Source organism: Amycolatopsis sp. A1MSW2902 (assembly GCF_017312175.1).
Classification (GTDB): Bacteria; Actinomycetota; Actinomycetes; order Mycobacteriales; family Pseudonocardiaceae; genus Amycolatopsis; species Amycolatopsis nivea.
In genome coordinates, this window is the sequence record NZ_QJPO01000001.1 from 7,675,225 (window position 1) to 7,691,675 (window position 16,451).

The following is a 16,451-nucleotide window of genomic DNA, read 5'->3' on the forward strand; positions in this document are numbered from 1 at the left end:
AAAAGCGGCTCCCGGCCGCCCCGCCCGGCAGGAGGAGGGGAGAACCGGGAGCCGCGTCCGTGCGCGCCCTCAGGTCAGCCGTTGGCGAGTGCCTGCAGCCGGTCGTAGGCGCCGTTGAACGTGTCCTGGTCCAGCGGGCTCGAGGTGTACTGCCACACGGTGTAGTAGCCCCAGTTGTACGGAAGGGTTCCGGCCGAGGACGCGTACCGCGCGACCCACAGCGGCGCGGTGCTGGAGAAATCGCCGCTGACGCACTGGTTCCACCAGTTCGTCGACGTGTAGATCACCGGCCAGCGGCCCGTTTTCGCGTGATAGGTGTCGTGGAAGTCCTTGATCCACGCCGTCATCGACGCCTTGCTCAGCCCGTAACAGGTCGCGCCGTAGGGGTTGTACTCCATGTCCAGCGCGCCGGGCAGCGTCTTGCCGTCCCCTGACCAGCCGCCGCCGTGCGCGACGAAGTAGGTCGCCTGCGCCGCGCCGCTCGAGGTGTTCGGGGTGGCGAAGTGGTAGGCGCCGCGGATGAAGCCCTGGTTGTAGGAACCGTTGTACTGCTGGGCGAAGTACGGGTTCGTGTAGTTCGTGCTCTCGGTCGCCTTGGTCCAGACGAATCGCTTGCCCTGGCCCCACCAGTTGGCCCAGTTGACGTTGCCCTGGTAGCTGGCGACGTCCATGCCCGCGACGGTGGCCGCCACCTGGTTCGGCAGCGCGGCGGCAGGTTGCGGAAGCTGTGCGGCGGCTTTCGTCTCGGGAGTGGAGTGATCCCCCTCGACGCGCCGGATCTGCGACCCCATGGTGTGGTTGTTCGCCTGGATGTCGGCGTTGACGGAGTTGATCTCCCGCGCGGAAAGCGGGGAAGCCGCCGGGGCGGCGGTCGCCTCGGTCGAAGCGCCGAGCAGGAGCGCGACAACCGGGACGGTCAGAGCGGAAAGCAGCGCGCCGCGCCGCCCTCTTCGGGAAGTGGACATCGTCGATCCCTTCACAGATACCCTCGCGGAGGGCGGCTATGTGCAGGTAGCCGCCACGGGGGAGATTCTTGAGGACGAATCGTCGTTTGTCATCAAGTTCCGTGAAGATGAATGGGCGAGTGGGTGATTTTCATCGAGCGGTGATGACTAATTCGTGACCGCGTCACGAACGTTCACCCGAATGCCAGATTGCGCAGGGCTGACTGGGTTCCGTTGAGCCAGTTCTGGTCGCCGGGCAGGGCGCCGCTGTTCGAGAACTGCCAGATGGCGTGCTGTCCCCAGCCCGCGGGGAGTTCGCCGATGAAGGAGTTATAGCGCGCGATCCAGAGCGGATTCCCTCCGAAAGAAGGGTTGTTTCCGGTGCAGCGTTTCCACCAGCTGGTCGACGTATAGATCGTCGGCAGCCGTCCGGTGCGGGCGCGATAGGTGTCGGAGAACGCGCGGACCCACGCGACCATCCCGTTCGCGTCCTTGCCGTAACACGTTTCGCCGTAGGGGTTGTATTCCATGTCGAGTGCACCGGGCAGCGTCTTGCCGTCGGCCGACCAGCCGCCGCCGTGCGCGAGGAAGTAGTTGGCCTGCGCGGCGCCGTCGGACACGTCCGGGCGCGCGAAGTGGTAGGCGCCGCGGACGATCCCGGCTTGGTAGGAACCGTTGTACTGCTGGGCGAACTGCCCGCTGACGAACCCGGTGCCCTCGGTCGCTTTCACGTACACGAACTTCGCGCCCGCTCCCGCCGCGGCGGGCCAGTCGACCGGGCCCTGGTGTCCGCTGACGTCGTGGCCGAGGTACTGGTCCTGTGTCGTGTACGAGATGTTCGGCGCTCCCAGAACGCCTTCGTGCTTCGCGATTTGCGAACCGGCGTAGTTGTCCGCGGCCCCGGCGTAGCTCGGCGCCGCCTGCGCCGTTTCGCACAGGGACGTGCCGGTGATCCCGGCGAAGAGAACCGCGCTCCAGCGCAGCAGCAGATGACGCTTCACCCAGGGCTCCTCACCGGACGCGTGTACTCCTACTGCGTCACGATGCCCGGGCGAGCGGGTTTCGGCGAATCATGATCACTCGGCAGTGTGGTCTGCCCAGGTCAGCGCCGTTCTTCGGCCAGCGCCTTCATCAGGTGCTCGGCCGGCACGACGGCGGTGATCAGGTCGTGCGGGTTGACCGCGAGCGGATGTCCGGCGAGCAGCCCGACGATGTCGCGGCCGAGCACCGCGCGGGCGTGCGGCCATTCGCGCGGCACCAGCGACTTCGACGTGTAGGCCGGGACCATGACCCGTCCGTCGGCGTTGTGGAAGCCGATCACCGTGCGCTGCACCGGGGACAGGGCGTAGACCAGCAGCGTCGAATCGAGGATGACGCGCGGCAGGTCCTCGGCGGGCCGGTGTTCGGTCCGGACCATTTGCAGCAGCCGCTCGAGTTCGTTGCGCGGCTCGGGAAAACCGAGCGCCTTCGGCGAGGGCCGGTACCGGTCGTTGGGGTGGAAGTCCTCGACGACCTCGCCCGTCCCGTTCACCGGATACGCGCCGACGACCGCCCACGACGGCACCGGACCGCGGGCGTCGAAGGCCTCGTCGATGACATACAGCCAGCTGTTCGGGTTCGTCCGCGCGTTGGCCCGCATCTCGGGAGTGATCTCGGGTTTTCCCTGCGGCCCGCGGCGGGGGTACGCGTTCCGGCGCGCGCGTTTGCCCGCCGGGGTCCGGGAAACCATCCGATCTGCCTCGTCCCGCTGCGCCATCGCCGTCCCTCGGTGCCGGGTGCCTGAAAGTCCGTCCGCGGCCACTCTACTGTTGTCGCATGGCCTCTTCGCGTTCGGTCGATCCCGCTCAGTTACGAGCGGCGGTGCTGGCCGTTTCGGACTGGTTGCGTGGTTCCGGACCGGATCCGGCCCGCGCCGAACTCGCCGCCGCGGTGCGCGCGACCCTGCGGACGCTCGCGCAGGACGCGCCGGGGCACACGGTCGAGGTCCGGGTGCCGCCGTACGCCGCGGTGCAGTGCATCGAGGGACCGAGGCACACCCGCGGCACGCCGCCCAACGTCGTCGAGACCGACCCGCGGACGTGGCTCGAACTGGCCACCGGCCTCCTGGACTGGGACGACGCGCTCGGCGCCGCCCGGGTGTCCGCCTCGGGCAGCCGCGCGGACCTCGCGCACTGGCTCCCGGTCGTGCGAATCTGATTTTCCGCGGCAATTGTTCTCTCAGGAGTGTCTTCTGAGGCACACACTCCGTAGAATCCCCTGAGCCGAGGCCTGTGCCACGCTGTCCGGGGCAGTGCCTTGCGTGTACTTTGGGTAGTCGGATTTCGATTCCCGTGACGAACGAGCGGCGATGGAAGGGCCCTGGTCATGAACGCGGTAGGCGTGTCCGCCGGCGAGCAGAGCCTCGGCCCGACAGCGCGCCGGATGATCCTCGGCTCGCAGCTTCGCCGGTTGCGCGAGGAAGCCGGGATCACGCGCCAGCAGGCGGGCTACAACATCCGCGGTTCGGAATCCAAGATCTCCCGGCTGGAACTCGGCCGCGTCGGCTTCAAGGAACGCGACGTCGCCGACCTGCTCACCATGTACGGCGTCTCCGACGAGGAGGAGCGCAAAGCGTTCCTCGACATGGTCAAGCAGTCGAACGAAGCGGGCTGGTGGCGCAAGTTCGGGGAGACGGTGCCCGGCTGGTTCACCGATCTCGTCGGCCTTGAGGAAGCGGCGTCCCGGATCCAGATCTGGGAGCCGCTGTTCGTGTCGGGCCTGCTGCAGATCGAGCCCTACGCGCGAGCGATCTTCAGCCACGGCCGCCCGGAAATGGCCGACGAACGCGTCGACCAGCTGGTGGCCCTGCGCATGCGGCGGCAGAAGATGCTGGCCCGCCCGGACGCGCCGCGCATCTGGGCGGTGCTCGACGAATCGGTGCTGTACCGGCCGATCGGCGGACCGAAGGTGTTCCGGCAGCAACTGGAGTACCTGCTCGAGGTCACCACGCTGCCGCACGTGTCGGTGCAGATCCTGCCGTACTGCCGAAGCGGTTTGTCAGCCGAGCACGCGTTCTCGCTGCTGCGCTTCGCCGAGGCGGAACTGCCGAACATCGTCTACGTCGAGTACCTCACCGGCGCGCACTACCTCGACAAGCGCGACGAGATCGAGAAGTACGGCCGCGCGCTGGACCTGCTTGCCGTCGACGCGGAGACCCCGGAACGCAGCCGGGCCCGCATCGCCAAGCGCAAGGCCGAGATCTAAGCACCCTGCTCTTCCTCACGCCGGGGGATTGCCTCGGCGAAATTCTCTCTGCCGAGAATTCCGTCCCGCCCATCCGAGGCAGGGGTAGTCGAATAGAGAACGCCCCCACCCCATTCTCCTCACCGAGCGTGCATAAGTCCGGAAACTGCCTTCCACTGACCCGGTCGCACTCTTCCTATCGCCGCTCCGGTCGTCACGGTAAGTGTTCCGTATTCACCCGCTGCACCCGGCGGCGGCGAGTCACGAACGCGGTGCGTTATCAGGCTGCCAATATCGTGACCCGGGGTAATAATTAGCCCGTTCGGGTAGTGCTCGAATCACCTGTCTGGGAACTTCTGCTGAACCGTGTCGTCACGCAGTGAGAAATTTGCAGAAAATTCTGCACGTGCATTTACCGCTGCATGCGCGCGTGCTAGCGTCGAAGTCACAGGCAGATGCACATGCAGATTCCTGAGCTTTTCATCGTCCTTCCCGGAAGGTGGCATCATGGCTGAGCGGTTCGAGAACGGTATTCCGGCCGACCGTCTGACCGGCGCCCAGTGGCGCAAGGCGAGCTACAGCGGTGCGGTGGGCAACTGCGTCGAAGTAGCCCCGCTGACCTCGGGCGAGATCGCGATGCGGAACTCCCGTTTCCCGGAGGGCCCGGCGCTCGTCTACACGCGCGCGGAGATGGCCGCCTTCCTCGCCGGCGCGAAGGACGGCGAATTCGACGATGTCCTCGGCTGAGGCCGCCGTCGTGGGCTCCGCCTTCGACATCGAGCAGGGCCTGCAGCGACTCATTGCCCGCGGTTACCAGTTCGTCTACCCGACGGACGGAGCGGGCGAAGTGCAGGCCGTGGTCGGAGTGCGAGTGCACGACAATGTGGTGGACGTCGTCCGGCTGAACGCCGAAGACGACGTCGAGGCCACGCGCCTCCCCGGCAGCGAGCAGAACATCTTCGCCCCGGCGTCCACCCTGTGGCGCTCGCGCGGCGAAGCCAGCCAGGTGCTGGGCGAAGTACTGGCCCTCCCCGAGCGCCAGCCGGCCCCCGCCGCCGCAGCCTCTGCGAACGGCTGCTGGGTCCCTGGCCGAGGCGGCCGCTCGAAGTGGCTGGCCGCCCGCTGATCCACCCTCCGCGCTGTCCCCATCGGTGCCCCTGATTTCAGGCCCCGTACGAAGTGGCCCAATCCACTTCGTGCGGGGCCTGGCTCATTTCCGGCCCGTGCTCGTCGGTCAGACGCCTTCGATGATCCGGAAGTCGCGCTCGACAGCGTCGCCGAGGGTCGCCAGCGCTTCCCGGTACGCCTCGCTCTCGTAGGCCGCGACGGCTTCTTCGAAGCTGTCGAACTCGATCAGCACGACGCGCTCCGGGATTCCGGACTCGTGGACGACGACTCGGCTGCCGCCGCGGGAGAGGACCCGACCGCCCGCGGCCTGGACCGCGGCGGCGGCCAGCTTGTTGTACGCGACCAGCCTCTCCGGGTCGGAAATGACGCGGTAGACGCTGACCCAGTAGCCCTTGGCCACGGAAACCTCCTGTGTTCGGCCGGACGCGTCCGGCCGGTGGGGATGCATAAAGGATTAATATAAATAATCTATGCTTCTCGCATGAGCCGTCAAGACGCGACTCGCGGCGCTGCGATCGGGTCGGCCCTCTACGAGCTGGCCACCAGGGCCGCGAGACGCCTTCCGCGCGACCTCAGCGTCACGTCCGCCGCCACCCTGGCCACCCTGCACCGGTGCGGCCCGCGACGGATCACCGATCTGGCTGTGGCCGAGGGGGTCACCCAGCCCGCGATGACCGTCCTGGTCCGGGCGATGGAGGAGTCCGGGCTGGTCGAGCGGCGGCGCGACGCGTCCGACAAGCGGGTCACGCTGGTGGCGCTCACCAAGGCTGGCGAGGCGTACGTCCAGGCGCGTCGTCAGGCGGGCGTCGACGCGTACGCGCGGTTGATCGACGAACTCGCCGACGACGAGGTCGAGGCCCTGACGGCGGCGCTTCCAGCGCTGGCGCACCTCGCAGAGCTCGAAAGCCAGCGTCGAGAAGGGCCGAAGCGTCCACTTCGGTTCAAGACCACTGGTCTTAATTGAGAGCACCGCTCCGGAAATCCTCCCCCGTAGTGGGCAGAACCACGCCGCGGACCGGCCCCCCACCTCATCCACCCCTTACACTTGGACTCGGCCCGCCCACGTCTTCCTGGGAGCTTCCCGGTGGTTTCCGACCCCTCCGCCAGTACTGATCGACCCGAAGATCAACCCGAACCGGAACCCCGTGAGGAGTGCGGCGTCTTCGGCGTCTGGGCTCCCGGGGAAGAAGTCGCCAAGCTCACCTACTACGGCCTCTACGCGCTGCAGCACCGCGGGCAGGAGGCAGCGGGCATCTCCGTCTCGGACGGCTCGCAGATCGTCGTCTTCAAGGACCTCGGGCTCGTCAGCCAGGTCTTCGACGAGCAGGTCCTGCAGTCCCTGCAGGGGCACATCGCCGTCGGGCACTGCCGGTACTCCACGACCGGGGCCACGATCTGGGAGAACGCCCAGCCGATCTTCCGCACCACGGACACCGGCAGCGGCCTGTCCTTCGCGCACAACGGCAACCTGGTCAACACCGCCGAACTGCGCGATCGCACGGTCGCCGCGGGGCTGAAGCCGCACGCCGGGCTCACCGGGTCCTCCAGCGACTCCGACCTCGTCTGCGGGCTGCTCGCCGCGAACGCCGCGGACAAGGGCATCGAGGCCGCCGCGCTGGACCTGCTGCCGACCCTCAAGGGCGCGTTCTGCCTGGTCTTCGCCGACGAGAACACCCTGTACGCGGCCCGCGACCCGCACGGCGTGCACCCGCTGGTGCTCGGTCGGCTGGAGCGCGGCTGGGTCGTGGCGAGCGAGACCGCCGCGCTCGACATCTGCGGCGCGTCGTTCGTGCGCGAGGTCGAGCCGGGCGAGCTGATCGCCATCGACGCCGAGGGGCTGCGTTCGTCGCGGTTCGCGAACCCGGAGCCCAAGGGCTGCGTCTTCGAGTACGTCTACCTCGCCCGTCCGGACACGTCGATCGCCGGCCGCAGCGTGCACGCCACGCGCGTCGAGATCGGCCGCAAGCTGGCCGCCGAGCACCCGGTCGACGCCGACCTCGTGATGCCGGTGCCGGAGTCCGGCACCCCGGCCGCGATCGGGTACGCGCAGGGCTCCGGTCTGCCGTACGGCACCGGTCTGGTCAAGAACGCCTACGTCGGGCGCACCTTCATCCAGCCGTCGCAGACCATCCGGCAGCTCGGCATCCGGCTGAAGCTGAACCCGCTACGCGACGTCATCCGCGGCAAGCGCCTGGTCGTGGTGGACGACTCGATCGTCCGCGGCAACACCCAGCGCGCGCTCGTGCGGATGCTGCGCGAGGCAGGCGCGCTCGAGGTGCACGTGCGGATCGCGTCGCCGCCGGTGCGGTGGCCGTGCTTCTACGGCATCGACTTCGCGTCGCGGGCCGAACTCGTCGCGAACGGCGTCGACCTCGACGGCATCCGCCGTTCGATCGGAGCCGATTCGCTCGGCTACATTTCGCTGGACGGCCTGGTCGCGGCGTCGGAGCAGCCGAAGTCGCGGCTGTGCACGGCCTGCTTCTCCGGCGAGTACCCGATTCCGCTGCCCGAGGACGCGCTCATCGGCAAGCACCTGCTCGAGAGCATGGACGCCGCCGGTGGCGCGGCGACTCCCGTCAGCGCCGCCGGGTACGGTGCCGAAGACGCCGTCCGGCGTCCGTGAACCAAGCATGTCCAGTAGGGAGTCCGCTTCCGTGAGCGAGTCCACGAGCGCCACGTACGCAGCCGCCGGGGTCAGCATCGACGCCGGTGACCAGGCCGTCGAGCTGCTCAAGCCACACGCTGAGCGGGCGACGAGGCCCGAGGTGCGCGGCGGGGTCGGCGGTTTCGCCGGGCTCTTCTCGCTCAAGCTCGACAAGTGGAAAGAGCCGATCCTCGCGTCGTCCACCGACGGCGTCGGCACCAAGATCGCGGTCGCGCAGGCGCTCGACAAGCACGACACGGTCGGCATCGACCTGGTCGCGATGGTCGTCGACGACCTGGTCGTCACCGGGGCCGAGCCGCTGTTCCTCCAGGACTACATCGCGGTCGGCAAGGTCGTGCCGGAGAAGATCGCGGCGCTGGTCGGCGGCATCGCCGAGGGCTGTGTCCAGGCGGGCTGCGCGCTGCTCGGCGGCGAGACGGCCGAGCACCCCGGGCTGATGGGCGAGCACGACTACGACCTGTCGGCCACCGGCGTCGGCGCGGTCGAGGCGTCCGCGCTGCTGTCGCCGGAGAAGGTCCGCCCCGGCGACGTCGTCATCGCGATGGGCTCGTCCGGCCTGCACTCCAACGGCTACTCGCTGGCCCGGCACGTGCTGCTGGACATCGCGCGGATGCCGCTGGACGGGCACGTCGAGGAGTTCGGCCGCACCCTCGGCGAGGAACTGCTCGAGCCCACCAAGATCTACGCGAAGGACTGCCTCGCGCTGGTCGCCGAGACCGAGGTGCGCACGTTCGCGCACATCACCGGCGGCGGTCTCGAGGCCAACCTCGCGCGCGTGATGCCGCGCGGCCTCGTCGCCAAGCTCGAACGCGGCACGTGGACGCCCGCGCCGGTGTTCGCGCTGATCGGGCAGCGCGGCAAGGTCGAGCGCGCGGAGCTGGAGAAGACGTTCAACATGGGCGTCGGCATGGTCGCGATCGTGTCCGCCGAGGACGTCGACCGGGCGCTGGCGGTGCTCACCGCGCGGCACGTGCCCGCGTGGATCCTCGGCGACATCCAGCCCGCCGAAGACCCGGACGGCCCGCGCGCGGTGCTGTCCGGCGACCACCCGCGGTTCTGAAAGCCGCTTGCCTCGTCTTGAGACACTGAGGACATGGCGGAGGACGTACGCGTCGGCGCCCGGTTCGTGATCCCGGGCGCCGAACTGCGAGAGCGCTTCTCCCGATCCTCGGGACCGGGCGGACAAGGCGTGAACACGACGGACTCGCGCGTCGAGCTGTCGTTCGACGTCGCGGGCTCCGCCGTGATCCCGCCCGCGCTGAAGGAACGCATCACGGCCCGCCTCGGCACCCGCCTGGTCGGCGGAGTGCTCACCATCGCGGCCAGCGAATACCGCTCCCAGCTGATGAACCGCGACGCGGCCCGGGAGCGGCTCGCCGAGGTGCTGGCGAAGGCGTCCGCGCCGCCGCCGGCCAAACGACGTCCCACCAAGCCGTCGCGAGGCTCGAAGGAACGCCGCCTGGCCGCGAAGAAACGCCGCAGCGACGTAAAACGCGGCCGCGGCGGGCGGTACGACGACTAGCTCAGCGACAGATGCACGCACTCACCCGCGACCTGGTACCCAGCGCGCCGGTACACCGTCCCGATCCCCACATCGCCCGGCGTGAGGAACGCCGTCCGTGCACCGCGTTCGTGGGCTAAGCGGGTGAGGTGTGCGGTGATGGCCGCCGCGATGCCTTGGCCTCGGTGTTCTGCGGCTACGGCGATGCCGACGATTTCCGTTGCGCCGGAGACGATGTCCAGTGCGATTCCGCCGCCCACAATGGTTTCGCCGTGTTCGGCCAGGACGGTCAGGTAGTCGCGGTTGCGTTCGACATCGGCGTCCGACACGTCGGGCGACTCACCGAAAGCGACGTTCTGCACGGACCGCAGGCGGCGGAATTCGTCGTCGGACGACGGTTCGCGCAGCTGAATGTGTTCTGGCGCAACGCAATCGACGAGGTCTTCGGTGCCGCAGGTCATCACCGGCACGCGTCGTTCCAGCGTGAATCCCGCCGCGACGAGAGCCGCTTCGACATCGGGAGCCGCGTCGGTGAAGAACTCCAGCCGGGGCAGGAGATTTCGTTGCCGGTAAGCGGAAATCAGAAGAGCGATCTCGGCGGACGAAGGGTTCGCGCCGTCGTCGGGGATGGCGTAGTTCGCCATCGGATGAGAGCTGTCCTTGGCGAAAGTCGCCAGGAACGGGCCGATTCGCTCGGTTTCGCGGCCGATCGGTGCGGTCGCGCGGACGTATGCCTGAAGGGCGGACATCTCTGGTGGAAGCCTTTCGCGAAGAAGGAATGCGCGGGCAGCACAACAACTGGCAACCCCACGCCGGGCGCGCAGGCCGAACAGCTCAGGCCAGGCGGCCGGGGCGGGCCGTGGCGGAGCACATAGGCATTCCTTCGTCCGAAACGAACTTCCCATTCATCGTCTCAGACCCGGCAAGCGAATTAACGGTTCAGCGCGGCGCGGGCCTGGTCCACGATCCGGGCCAGGTGCACGCCCCGGCGGACATCGCAGGGATGCGTGGTCGTTCCGCACGACACCATCGCGGCGAAATCGTCGAGCAGCGCGGTGTACGCGTCGTTCGCCGTGCCGGTGCGGCCCAGCGTGCGGAGGCCGTGTTCGCCGAAAACCGAATACTCGACCACCGTCGGCTGGACCGGCAGGCGGAGGCTGAGCGTCGCGGTGCTCGTGATGCCGCCTTCGTGTTCGAGCAGCAGCTGCCACAGATCTTCGGGACCGCGGTGGGCGGCAAGGACCTCGGTGATCGGGCCGAGGGCGGCGTCGAGCAGGTCGAACGCGTGCGGGCCGATGTCGGCGAGCGCGCCGCCGGCCGGATCCTGTCGCCAGGCCGAGGTCGCGTATTTGCCGCTGAGCAGTGCGCCCGACAGCCAGCGCACGCTGCCGCCTCGCCAGCCGCCGGCGGCGGTGACGCCGTCCAGCCAATCGCGCGTTTGCTGGGCGAACCGCAGCGTCAGCATCACCAGCGAAGCGACGCCAGCGGACGTCACGGCATCCGCGAGACGCTGCGCCGTGGCCAGGTCGGGGGCGATCGGTTTCTCCAGGATCAGGTGCTTGCCCGCCTCCGCGGCCCGGGTCGCCAGTTCGGCCTGCACGGTCGGCGGCACGGCGAACGCGAGCGCGTCGACCTGCTCGAACAGCTCGTCCAGATCGCTGGTGGGCACGGCGTCGTAGGCCTGCGCCAGCGCGGTGGCGGCCTCCGGCCTTCGGCTCCACACAGCACTGAGCACGGTCCCCGGATGGTCCGCGAGCCCGGGGGCGTGCACCGTGGTGGCCCACGGTCCGGTTCCTACGAGGCCGACGCGCAGCTGGTCCTGTCCCACGCCCGGAAGTGTAGGTGTGTCCGCGGTCGCTTCCGGCGCGGCCTGCGGTGCGTTAACGTCGACAAGTTCTTCGCCACGAACGGGGGAAGCCGGTGAGAATCCGGCGCTGGCCCGCAACCGTGAGCGGCCCCGCGAGGGCCGCGAGCCGGATCGCCCGTCGTGGTCCGATCGATGCGAGGTACATCTGACATGCGGTTCGTGCACGCGCGGCACTGGGGGCGAGTCCTCGCCGGCTGCGCTCTTCTCGTCGCTACCGGTCTCGGCGGTGCTTCTTCCGCCTCGGCCACCACACCCGGCAAGGGCACCGACGGCTACTGCCAGGACGACAACGGCGTCACGGTGATCGTCGATTTCCAGGGGCTTGGCGGGGAAACCCTCATCCGGTGCGCGCCGGGCAAGCAGGAAAACGGCGTCACCGCACTGCAAAACGCCGGCTTCGAACTCACCGGCGCGGGCAAATACGGCCTGGCCGTGATGTGCAAGATCGAGAGCAAGCCCGCGGATCAGACCTGCACCGGCATGCCGCCGGAGAAGGCGTCGTGGAGCTTCTGGACCGCTGCCAACGGCGGCAAATGGCAGTCGGCGCAGGTCGGCGCGCAGAGCTGGAAGCCGCCTGCCGGAGCGTTCGAGGGCTGGTCGTTCGCGATCGGCAAGTCCTACACCGAGTATCCGCCGCCGCGCACCGAACCGGTGCGCAAGGCCAACGCGCCCGCGCAGGCTCCGGCGTCCACTTCGGACAGCGGGTTCTCGTGGGGACTGGTGATCGGCATCGTGGTCGTCGTGCTGCTCGTGGTGGCCGGGACGGTCGTCGCGGTGCGTCGCAGGCGTGCTGGGCAGTAGTCCGCGAGCGCTCCATCCCGGCGCGTGGTGGGTGTGGGCGCTCGCGCTCGCCGTCGCCGCGAGCCGGACCACGAACCCGGTTCTGCTCGCTTTGGTGATCGCGGTGGCCGGGTTCGTCGTGGTGCTCCGCCGCGGCGACGCGCCGTGGGCGCTGGCGTTTCGGATGTACGCCTGGATCGCCGCGGTGATCCTGGCATCGCGCGTGCTGTTCCGGATCCTGATCGGCGGCGAGGACGGCGGCCACATCCTGTTCACGCTGCCGACCATCCCGTTGCCGAGCGTCGCGGCCGGCATTCAGCTCCTCGGCCCCACCTCGGCCGAGGAACTGCTCGGCGGGCTTTACGACGGGCTCCGGCTGGCGACGATCGTGCTCTGCGTCGGTGCCGCGAACGCGCTGGCGAACCCGAAACGCCTGCTCAAAGCGGTACCCGGGGCGCTGTATGAGGTGGGAACGGCGGTGACCGTCGCGCTGTCGGTGGCCCCGCAGCTGGTCGAGAGCGTGCAGCGGGTGCGTCGCGCGCGGCGGCTGCGCTCCGGGAAGACGCGCGGCTTCCGGTTCGTGAAGGGGATTTTCGTGCCGGTGCTCGCCGACGCCATGGACCGGTCGCTGCAACTCGCGGCGGCCATGGATTCGCGCGGCTACGGACGGCGCGGCTATCTCTCCCCGCGCGTCCGGATGCTGATCGCGACCTGCGTGCTGGCCGGTTTGGTGGGTGTCGCGGTCGGGGTTTACGGCGTGCTCGACGGGTCCGCGTCGTGGCTTGGCGTGCCGATGCTCATCGCCGGTCTGGTGCTGGCCGCTGCCGGATTCGTCCTCGGCGGACGGCAGATCCGCCGCACGACCTACCGGCCCGATCCGTGGCGGCTGCCGGAAACGCTGGTCGCGCTGTGCGGCGTCGCGACCGCGGTGCTCGTGCTGCTCGCCGACCCGGTTTCGCTCACCACCCCGGCCAGCCCGCTGACCTGGCCGGAGCTGCCGCTGCTGCCGGCCGTCGCGGTGCTGATCAGTGTGCTGCCCGCTTGGTTCGCGCCGCGTCCGGCGCTGGTGTCGGAGGTCGCCCGATGATCGAGTTTTCGCACGTCAGCGTCACGTACGACGGGGCGGACCGGCCGGTGCTCCGGGACGTCGACCTCACGATCGAGGAGGGCGAACTCTGCCTCGTCGCCGGCCGTACCGGGGTCGGCAAGTCGACCTTGCTCGGCGCGATCAACGGCTTGGTCCCGCATTTCACCGGCGGCACGCTGGCCGGTCGGGTCAAGGTCGGCGGGCTCGACACCGCGACGCATCCGCCGCGCGAACTGGCGTCGGTCGTCGGCGTGGTCGGGCAGGATCCGCTGGCCGGTTTCGTCACCGACACCGTCGAGGAAGAACTCGCCTACGCGATGGAGCAGCTCGCCGTCGCGCCGGACGTGATGCGCAAACGCGTCGAGGAAACCCTTGATCTGCTGGGCATCGCCGAACTCCGCGACCGTCCACTTCGGACACTCTCCGGCGGGCAGCAGCAACGCGTCGCGATCGGCGCGGTGCTCACGGCACACCCGAGCGTGCTGGTGCTGGACGAACCGACGTCAGCGCTCGATCCGACCGCGGCCGAGGAAGTCCTGGCCGCGATCACGCGTCTGGTGCACGACCTGGGCACGACGGTCGTCGTCGCCGAGCACCGGATGGAACGCGTCGCGCAGTACGCCGACCGCCTGCTCTACCTGCCCGGCGACGGCGCCGTCGTCTCCGGTCAGCCCGCGGAGGTGTTCGCCGAGACCGATGTCGCGCCGCCGATCGTCGAACTGGGGCGACTCGCGGGCTGGTCGCCGCTGCCGCTGTCGGTCCGCGACGCGCGTCGGCTCGCCCGCCCGCTGAGGGAACGTTTGGCCGAGCGTCGCCCTGCTGCGGCGGCACAAAGCTCTGGCGAAGCGGTCCTCACCGCGCGGGGCGTGCGGGTTCGGTACGGCAACGTGAACGCGGTACGAGGCGTTGACCTGCGGCTGGACCGCGGCGAGGTCGTCGCACTGATGGGCCGGAACGGCTCCGGCAAGTCCTCGCTGCTGTGGGCGTTGCAGGGCAGCGGACCCCGCTCCGACGGCACGGTCGACGTCCTCGGCGCGGACCCGAAGACCCTCCGCTCGCGGGCCGCCCGCACGCGCGTCGGGCTGGTCCCGCAAACCCCGTCTGACCTGCTGTATCTCGATTCGGTCGGAGCGGAATGCCGCCAAGCCGACGTCGAATCGGAGGTCACCGCAGGCACCGCCCGGAAGCTCCTCGACCGTCTCGTTCCGGGCATCGAAGACGACACCAACCCGCGCGACCTCTCCGAAGGCCAGCGACTCGCCCTGGTCCTGGCCGTTCAGCTCGCCGCCGCCCCGCCGGTCGTGCTGCTGGACGAGCCGACCCGCGGCCTGGACTACCCGGCGAAACGCCACTTCGCGACCATCCTCGCCGACCTGGCCGCCGAGGGACACGCGGTGCTGCTGGCCACCCACGACGTCGAGTTCGTCGCCTCCGCCGCGCACCGCGTCGTTGTCCTAGCCGAGGGCGAAGTGGTCGCCGACGGCCCGACCGCGGACGTCGTCGTGGCCTCGCCCGCGTTCGCTCCACAGGTGGCGAAGATCCTCGCGCCGGAGCCGTGGCTGACTGTGGACGCGGTGGCGAAGGCGCTGGCGTGACCGATTTCCTGGGCCCAGCCGTCCGCATCCGGCACCGCACGGCGCTGGTGCTGACGGCGGCCGTCGTGGTCGGACTGGCGATGTTCTGCTGGCCGCTGCTGACCCGCAGCACCGTCGGCACCTCCGCGCACGTGACCGACGCGCCGTTCGTCTTCCTCGTGACGCTGCCGGTGTTGATCCTGATCGTGCTGGCGGAACTGTCCAGCGGCGGACTCGACGCGAAGGCGCTCGCGCTGCTCGGCGTGCTGTCCGCGGTGAACGCCGCGCTGCGTCCGCTCGGCGCGGGCACCGGCGGGATCGAGCTGGTGTTCTTCCTGCTCGTGCTGGCCGGGCGGGTCTTCGGGCCGGGCTTCGGATTCGTCCTCGGCTCGACGTCGCTGTTCGCGTCCGCGCTGCTCACCGGCGGCGTCGGGCCGTGGCTGCCGTTCCAGATGCTGGCGTCGTCGCTGGTCGGGCTGGGTGCCGGGCTCCTGCCGCGCCGAGTGAAGGGCCGGTGGGAAATCGCGCTGCTGGCGCTCTACGGAGTGGTCGCCGCGTACTTCTACGGCCTCGCGATGAGCCTGTTCACCTGGCCGTTCCTGGCGAGCCACACCGCGCTGGACTTCGTCCCGGGCGGACCGCTCGGCGAGAACCTGCACCGGTTCCTGGTGTTCACCGTGCTGACGTCCACGTTGGGCTGGGACACCGGCCGCGCGCTCACGAACCTGGTCGCGATCCTCGTGCTGGGTCCGGCGATCCTGACCGTGCTGCGCCGGGCCGCACGACGAGCGGCGTTCAGCTGAGCGACTGGCCGACCTTGTCCAGGACCTCGACGAGCTGAGCCATCCCGGCTGCGTTGGGGAAGTGCGAGGTGTCGATGTCGTGGACCTCGAACTGATTGCCGGGAGTGCGCGCGTCGGCCTCGGTGATCATCCGGTCCTGGAGGGCGAGCGGCACCAGGTGGTCTTGGAGGTGTCGGACGTAAAACCGCGGAACGCGCCCCCACCGCTCCGGCGTGCCGCGCGAGTCGGTGGCGCCGCGGCCGATGATGTCGTCCGGAGCCATCGCGTTGAGCAGGGCGTAGAACTCGCCGTCGGTGGCGTCCGCGCAGAGCGCTGCCTTCGCCGCCGTCAGCGCCTCCGCCGAGGAAGAACGCCAGTTGAAGCGCATCGCGCCGATCACCGCCGGGTCGGCCGCGATGAACCCGATCATCGCCCCGACCTGCGACGACGCGGCTTCAGGTGTGGCCAGGTACTCCTCCGGCGTCGGCAGTTCGACGCAGCAGAACGCGGCGTCGTAGACCAGCGCCGACACCAGCTCCGGAACCTCTTCGGCGACGAGCGTGACCAGCGCGCCGCCGATGCTCGATCCGACCAGCACGACCGGACCCAGCTTCGCGGCCCGGCGGACGACGTCCACAGTGGTCGCGACCTGGTCGGCCACGGTCACGCCGGCCAGCGCCGACGGTTCCGTGGCGAACGCGCCGAGATCCTGCGGTGCCTGGTACGACAGCCGGAACTGCTGTTCGGGCTGCGGCACCCCCACCCCGCGATACCCGCGCAGCACGAGTTCCGGCGGGGCGGCGGACACGCCGTTGGCGCCGACGGCGAAGACGAACGTCGAAGTCATGCCGCACAGTCAAGCGATCCGCCCCGCCGCGCACAGCGGGGAAAAGGTGATCAG

Annotated in this window: 20 protein-coding genes and 1 riboswitch; of the genes, 13 read left to right on the forward strand and 7 right to left on the reverse strand. The window is 69.5% G+C overall.

Going from position 1 to position 16,451, the window contains the following annotated elements; all coding sequences use genetic code 11:
- Positions 1-74: 74 nt before the first annotated feature.
- Positions 75-965, reverse strand: coding sequence for a lysozyme (locus DMP23_RS35800; RefSeq protein ID WP_337823685.1), 891 nt, complete (start codon positions 963-965; stop codon positions 75-77).
- Between DMP23_RS35800 and DMP23_RS35805 the strand changes: the two genes are divergently transcribed.
- Entirely contained in the window at positions 958-1,092 is a 135-nt protein-coding gene (locus tag DMP23_RS35805) for a hypothetical protein (RefSeq protein ID WP_255443103.1), read from the forward strand. The genes DMP23_RS35800 and DMP23_RS35805 overlap by 8 nt on opposite strands.
- A gap of 46 nt (positions 1,093-1,138) precedes the next feature.
- Here the strand turns inward: DMP23_RS35805 and DMP23_RS35810 are convergent, their stop codons facing one another.
- Both DMP23_RS35810 and DMP23_RS35815 read right to left on the reverse strand, forming a co-directional pair.
- A complete protein-coding gene (locus DMP23_RS35810) occupies positions 1,139-1,927 on the reverse strand; it encodes a lysozyme (RefSeq protein ID WP_240014529.1) in 789 nt (262 codons plus the stop codon).
- A 119-nt stretch (positions 1,928-2,046) separates the two neighbouring features.
- A complete protein-coding gene (locus DMP23_RS35815; RefSeq protein WP_037808668.1) occupies positions 2,047-2,700 on the reverse strand; it encodes a type VII secretion system-associated protein in 654 nt (217 codons plus the stop codon).
- A gap of 59 nt (positions 2,701-2,759) precedes the next feature.
- On the opposite strand from DMP23_RS35815, the gene DMP23_RS35820 reads away from it, so the two are divergent.
- From DMP23_RS35820 to DMP23_RS35835, 4 genes are all read left to right on the forward strand, one after another.
- On the forward strand, positions 2,760-3,140 hold the full coding sequence (locus DMP23_RS35820) for a sterol carrier family protein (protein WP_106961382.1): 381 nt from the start codon (positions 2,760-2,762) through the stop codon (positions 3,138-3,140).
- A 168-nt stretch (positions 3,141-3,308) separates the two neighbouring features.
- Complete coding sequence (locus tag DMP23_RS35825) at positions 3,309-4,187, forward strand: helix-turn-helix domain-containing protein (protein WP_037354011.1); 879 nt, start codon at positions 3,309-3,311, stop codon at positions 4,185-4,187.
- A gap of 486 nt (positions 4,188-4,673) precedes the next feature.
- Complete coding sequence (locus tag DMP23_RS35830) at positions 4,674-4,913, forward strand: DUF397 domain-containing protein (protein ID WP_020664000.1); 240 nt, start codon at positions 4,674-4,676, stop codon at positions 4,911-4,913.
- The gene (locus tag DMP23_RS35835; protein ID WP_337823686.1) at positions 4,900-5,292 is read left to right on the forward strand and encodes a hypothetical protein; all 393 of its coding nucleotides are present in this window, start codon (positions 4,900-4,902) and stop codon (positions 5,290-5,292) included. The genes DMP23_RS35830 and DMP23_RS35835 overlap by 14 nt, the downstream gene beginning before the upstream one ends.
- Positions 5,293-5,400: 108 nt before the next feature.
- On the opposite strand, the gene DMP23_RS35840 is transcribed toward DMP23_RS35835, so the two are convergent.
- The gene (locus DMP23_RS35840; protein ID WP_337823687.1) at positions 5,401-5,694 is read right to left on the reverse strand and encodes a DUF1330 domain-containing protein; all 294 of its coding nucleotides are present in this window, start codon (positions 5,692-5,694) and stop codon (positions 5,401-5,403) included.
- Positions 5,695-5,775: 81 nt separating this feature from the next.
- On the opposite strand from DMP23_RS35840, the gene DMP23_RS35845 reads away from it, so the two are divergent.
- The 4 genes from DMP23_RS35845 to arfB all read left to right on the forward strand — a co-directional run bounded on the left by DMP23_RS35845 (position 5,776) and on the right by arfB (position 9,481).
- Positions 5,776-6,258: a MarR family winged helix-turn-helix transcriptional regulator gene (locus DMP23_RS35845; RefSeq protein WP_337823688.1), complete on the forward strand. Its 483-nt coding sequence runs from the start codon at positions 5,776-5,778 to the stop codon at positions 6,256-6,258.
- Between the two features lie 120 nt (positions 6,259-6,378).
- Positions 6,379-7,917 (forward strand): amidophosphoribosyltransferase, encoded by a 1,539-nt coding sequence (gene purF / locus DMP23_RS35850; protein ID WP_037808661.1) that lies wholly within the window; start codon positions 6,379-6,381, stop codon positions 7,915-7,917.
- A 31-nt stretch (positions 7,918-7,948) separates the two neighbouring features.
- A complete protein-coding gene (gene purM, locus DMP23_RS35855; RefSeq protein ID WP_037808659.1) occupies positions 7,949-9,019 on the forward strand; it encodes a phosphoribosylformylglycinamidine cyclo-ligase in 1,071 nt (356 codons plus the stop codon).
- Between the two features lie 33 nt (positions 9,020-9,052).
- On the forward strand, positions 9,053-9,481 hold the full coding sequence (gene arfB, locus DMP23_RS35860) for an alternative ribosome rescue aminoacyl-tRNA hydrolase ArfB (protein ID WP_037808657.1): 429 nt from the start codon (positions 9,053-9,055) through the stop codon (positions 9,479-9,481).
- Here the strand turns inward: arfB and DMP23_RS35865 are convergent.
- Together DMP23_RS35865 and DMP23_RS35870 are read right to left on the reverse strand one after the other, a co-directional pair.
- The gene (locus DMP23_RS35865; protein ID WP_337823689.1) at positions 9,478-10,209 is read right to left on the reverse strand and encodes a GNAT family N-acetyltransferase; all 732 of its coding nucleotides are present in this window, start codon (positions 10,207-10,209) and stop codon (positions 9,478-9,480) included. The genes arfB and DMP23_RS35865 overlap by 4 nt on opposite strands.
- A 182-nt stretch (positions 10,210-10,391) precedes the next feature.
- Positions 10,392-11,288, reverse strand: coding sequence for a Gfo/Idh/MocA family protein (locus DMP23_RS35870; protein WP_337823690.1), 897 nt, complete (start codon positions 11,286-11,288; stop codon positions 10,392-10,394).
- Positions 11,289-11,316: 28 nt separating this feature from the next.
- A riboswitch (cobalamin riboswitch) is annotated at positions 11,317-11,464 on the forward strand.
- Between the two features lie 13 nt (positions 11,465-11,477).
- On the opposite strand from DMP23_RS35870, the gene DMP23_RS35875 reads away from it, so the two are divergent.
- From DMP23_RS35875 to DMP23_RS35890, 4 genes are read left to right on the forward strand one after another with little or no spacing between them, the layout of a single operon-like run.
- Positions 11,478-12,128, forward strand: coding sequence for a hypothetical protein (locus tag DMP23_RS35875; RefSeq protein WP_337823691.1), 651 nt, complete (start codon positions 11,478-11,480; stop codon positions 12,126-12,128).
- Positions 12,115-13,194 (forward strand): CbiQ family ECF transporter T component, encoded by a 1,080-nt coding sequence (locus tag DMP23_RS35880; RefSeq protein WP_106961381.1) that lies wholly within the window; start codon positions 12,115-12,117, stop codon positions 13,192-13,194. Before DMP23_RS35875 ends, DMP23_RS35880 begins: the two co-directional genes overlap by 14 nt.
- Positions 13,191-14,789, forward strand: coding sequence for an ABC transporter ATP-binding protein (locus DMP23_RS35885; RefSeq protein WP_337823692.1), 1,599 nt, complete (start codon positions 13,191-13,193; stop codon positions 14,787-14,789). Before DMP23_RS35880 ends, DMP23_RS35885 begins: the two co-directional genes overlap by 4 nt.
- Positions 14,786-15,571: an ECF transporter S component gene (locus tag DMP23_RS35890; RefSeq protein ID WP_337823693.1), complete on the forward strand. Its 786-nt coding sequence runs from the start codon at positions 14,786-14,788 to the stop codon at positions 15,569-15,571. The genes DMP23_RS35885 and DMP23_RS35890 overlap by 4 nt, the downstream gene beginning before the upstream one ends.
- Here DMP23_RS35890 and DMP23_RS35895 read toward each other — a convergent pair.
- Positions 15,564-16,397 carry an alpha/beta hydrolase gene (locus tag DMP23_RS35895; RefSeq protein ID WP_337823694.1) on the reverse strand — a complete coding sequence of 278 codons (834 nt, stop codon included), beginning with the start codon at positions 16,395-16,397 and terminating at the stop codon, positions 15,564-15,566. The two genes, DMP23_RS35890 and DMP23_RS35895, sit on opposite strands and share 8 nt — an antisense overlap.
- Positions 16,398-16,451: the final 54 nt, after the last annotated feature.

What these genes read in the sequence shown, in the direction of transcription:
- DMP23_RS35800 (WP_337823685.1), bottom strand. Translation starts at nt 965, where the DNA reads ATGTCCACTTCCCGAAGAGGGCGGCGCGGCGCGCTGCTTTCCGCTCTG.
- DMP23_RS35815 (WP_037808668.1), bottom strand. Translation starts at nt 2,700, where the DNA reads ATGGCGCAGCGGGACGAGGCAGATCGGATGGTTTCCCGGACCCCGGCG.
- DMP23_RS35820 (WP_106961382.1), top strand. Translation starts at nt 2,760, where the DNA reads ATGGCCTCTTCGCGTTCGGTCGATCCCGCTCAGTTACGAGCGGCGGTG.
- DMP23_RS35825 (WP_037354011.1), top strand. Translation starts at nt 3,309, where the DNA reads ATGAACGCGGTAGGCGTGTCCGCCGGCGAGCAGAGCCTCGGCCCGACA.
- DMP23_RS35830 (WP_020664000.1), top strand. Translation starts at nt 4,674, where the DNA reads ATGGCTGAGCGGTTCGAGAACGGTATTCCGGCCGACCGTCTGACCGGC.
- DMP23_RS35835 (WP_337823686.1), top strand. Translation starts at nt 4,900, where the DNA reads ATGTCCTCGGCTGAGGCCGCCGTCGTGGGCTCCGCCTTCGACATCGAG.
- DMP23_RS35845 (WP_337823688.1), top strand. Translation starts at nt 5,776, where the DNA reads ATGAGCCGTCAAGACGCGACTCGCGGCGCTGCGATCGGGTCGGCCCTC.
- arfB (WP_037808657.1), top strand. Translation starts at nt 9,053, where the DNA reads ATGGCGGAGGACGTACGCGTCGGCGCCCGGTTCGTGATCCCGGGCGCC.
- DMP23_RS35865 (WP_337823689.1), bottom strand. Translation starts at nt 10,209, where the DNA reads ATGTCCGCCCTTCAGGCATACGTCCGCGCGACCGCACCGATCGGCCGC.
- DMP23_RS35875 (WP_337823691.1), top strand. Translation starts at nt 11,478, where the DNA reads ATGCGGTTCGTGCACGCGCGGCACTGGGGGCGAGTCCTCGCCGGCTGC.
- DMP23_RS35885 (WP_337823692.1), top strand. Translation starts at nt 13,191, where the DNA reads ATGATCGAGTTTTCGCACGTCAGCGTCACGTACGACGGGGCGGACCGG.
- DMP23_RS35895 (WP_337823694.1), bottom strand. Translation starts at nt 16,397, where the DNA reads ATGACTTCGACGTTCGTCTTCGCCGTCGGCGCCAACGGCGTGTCCGCC.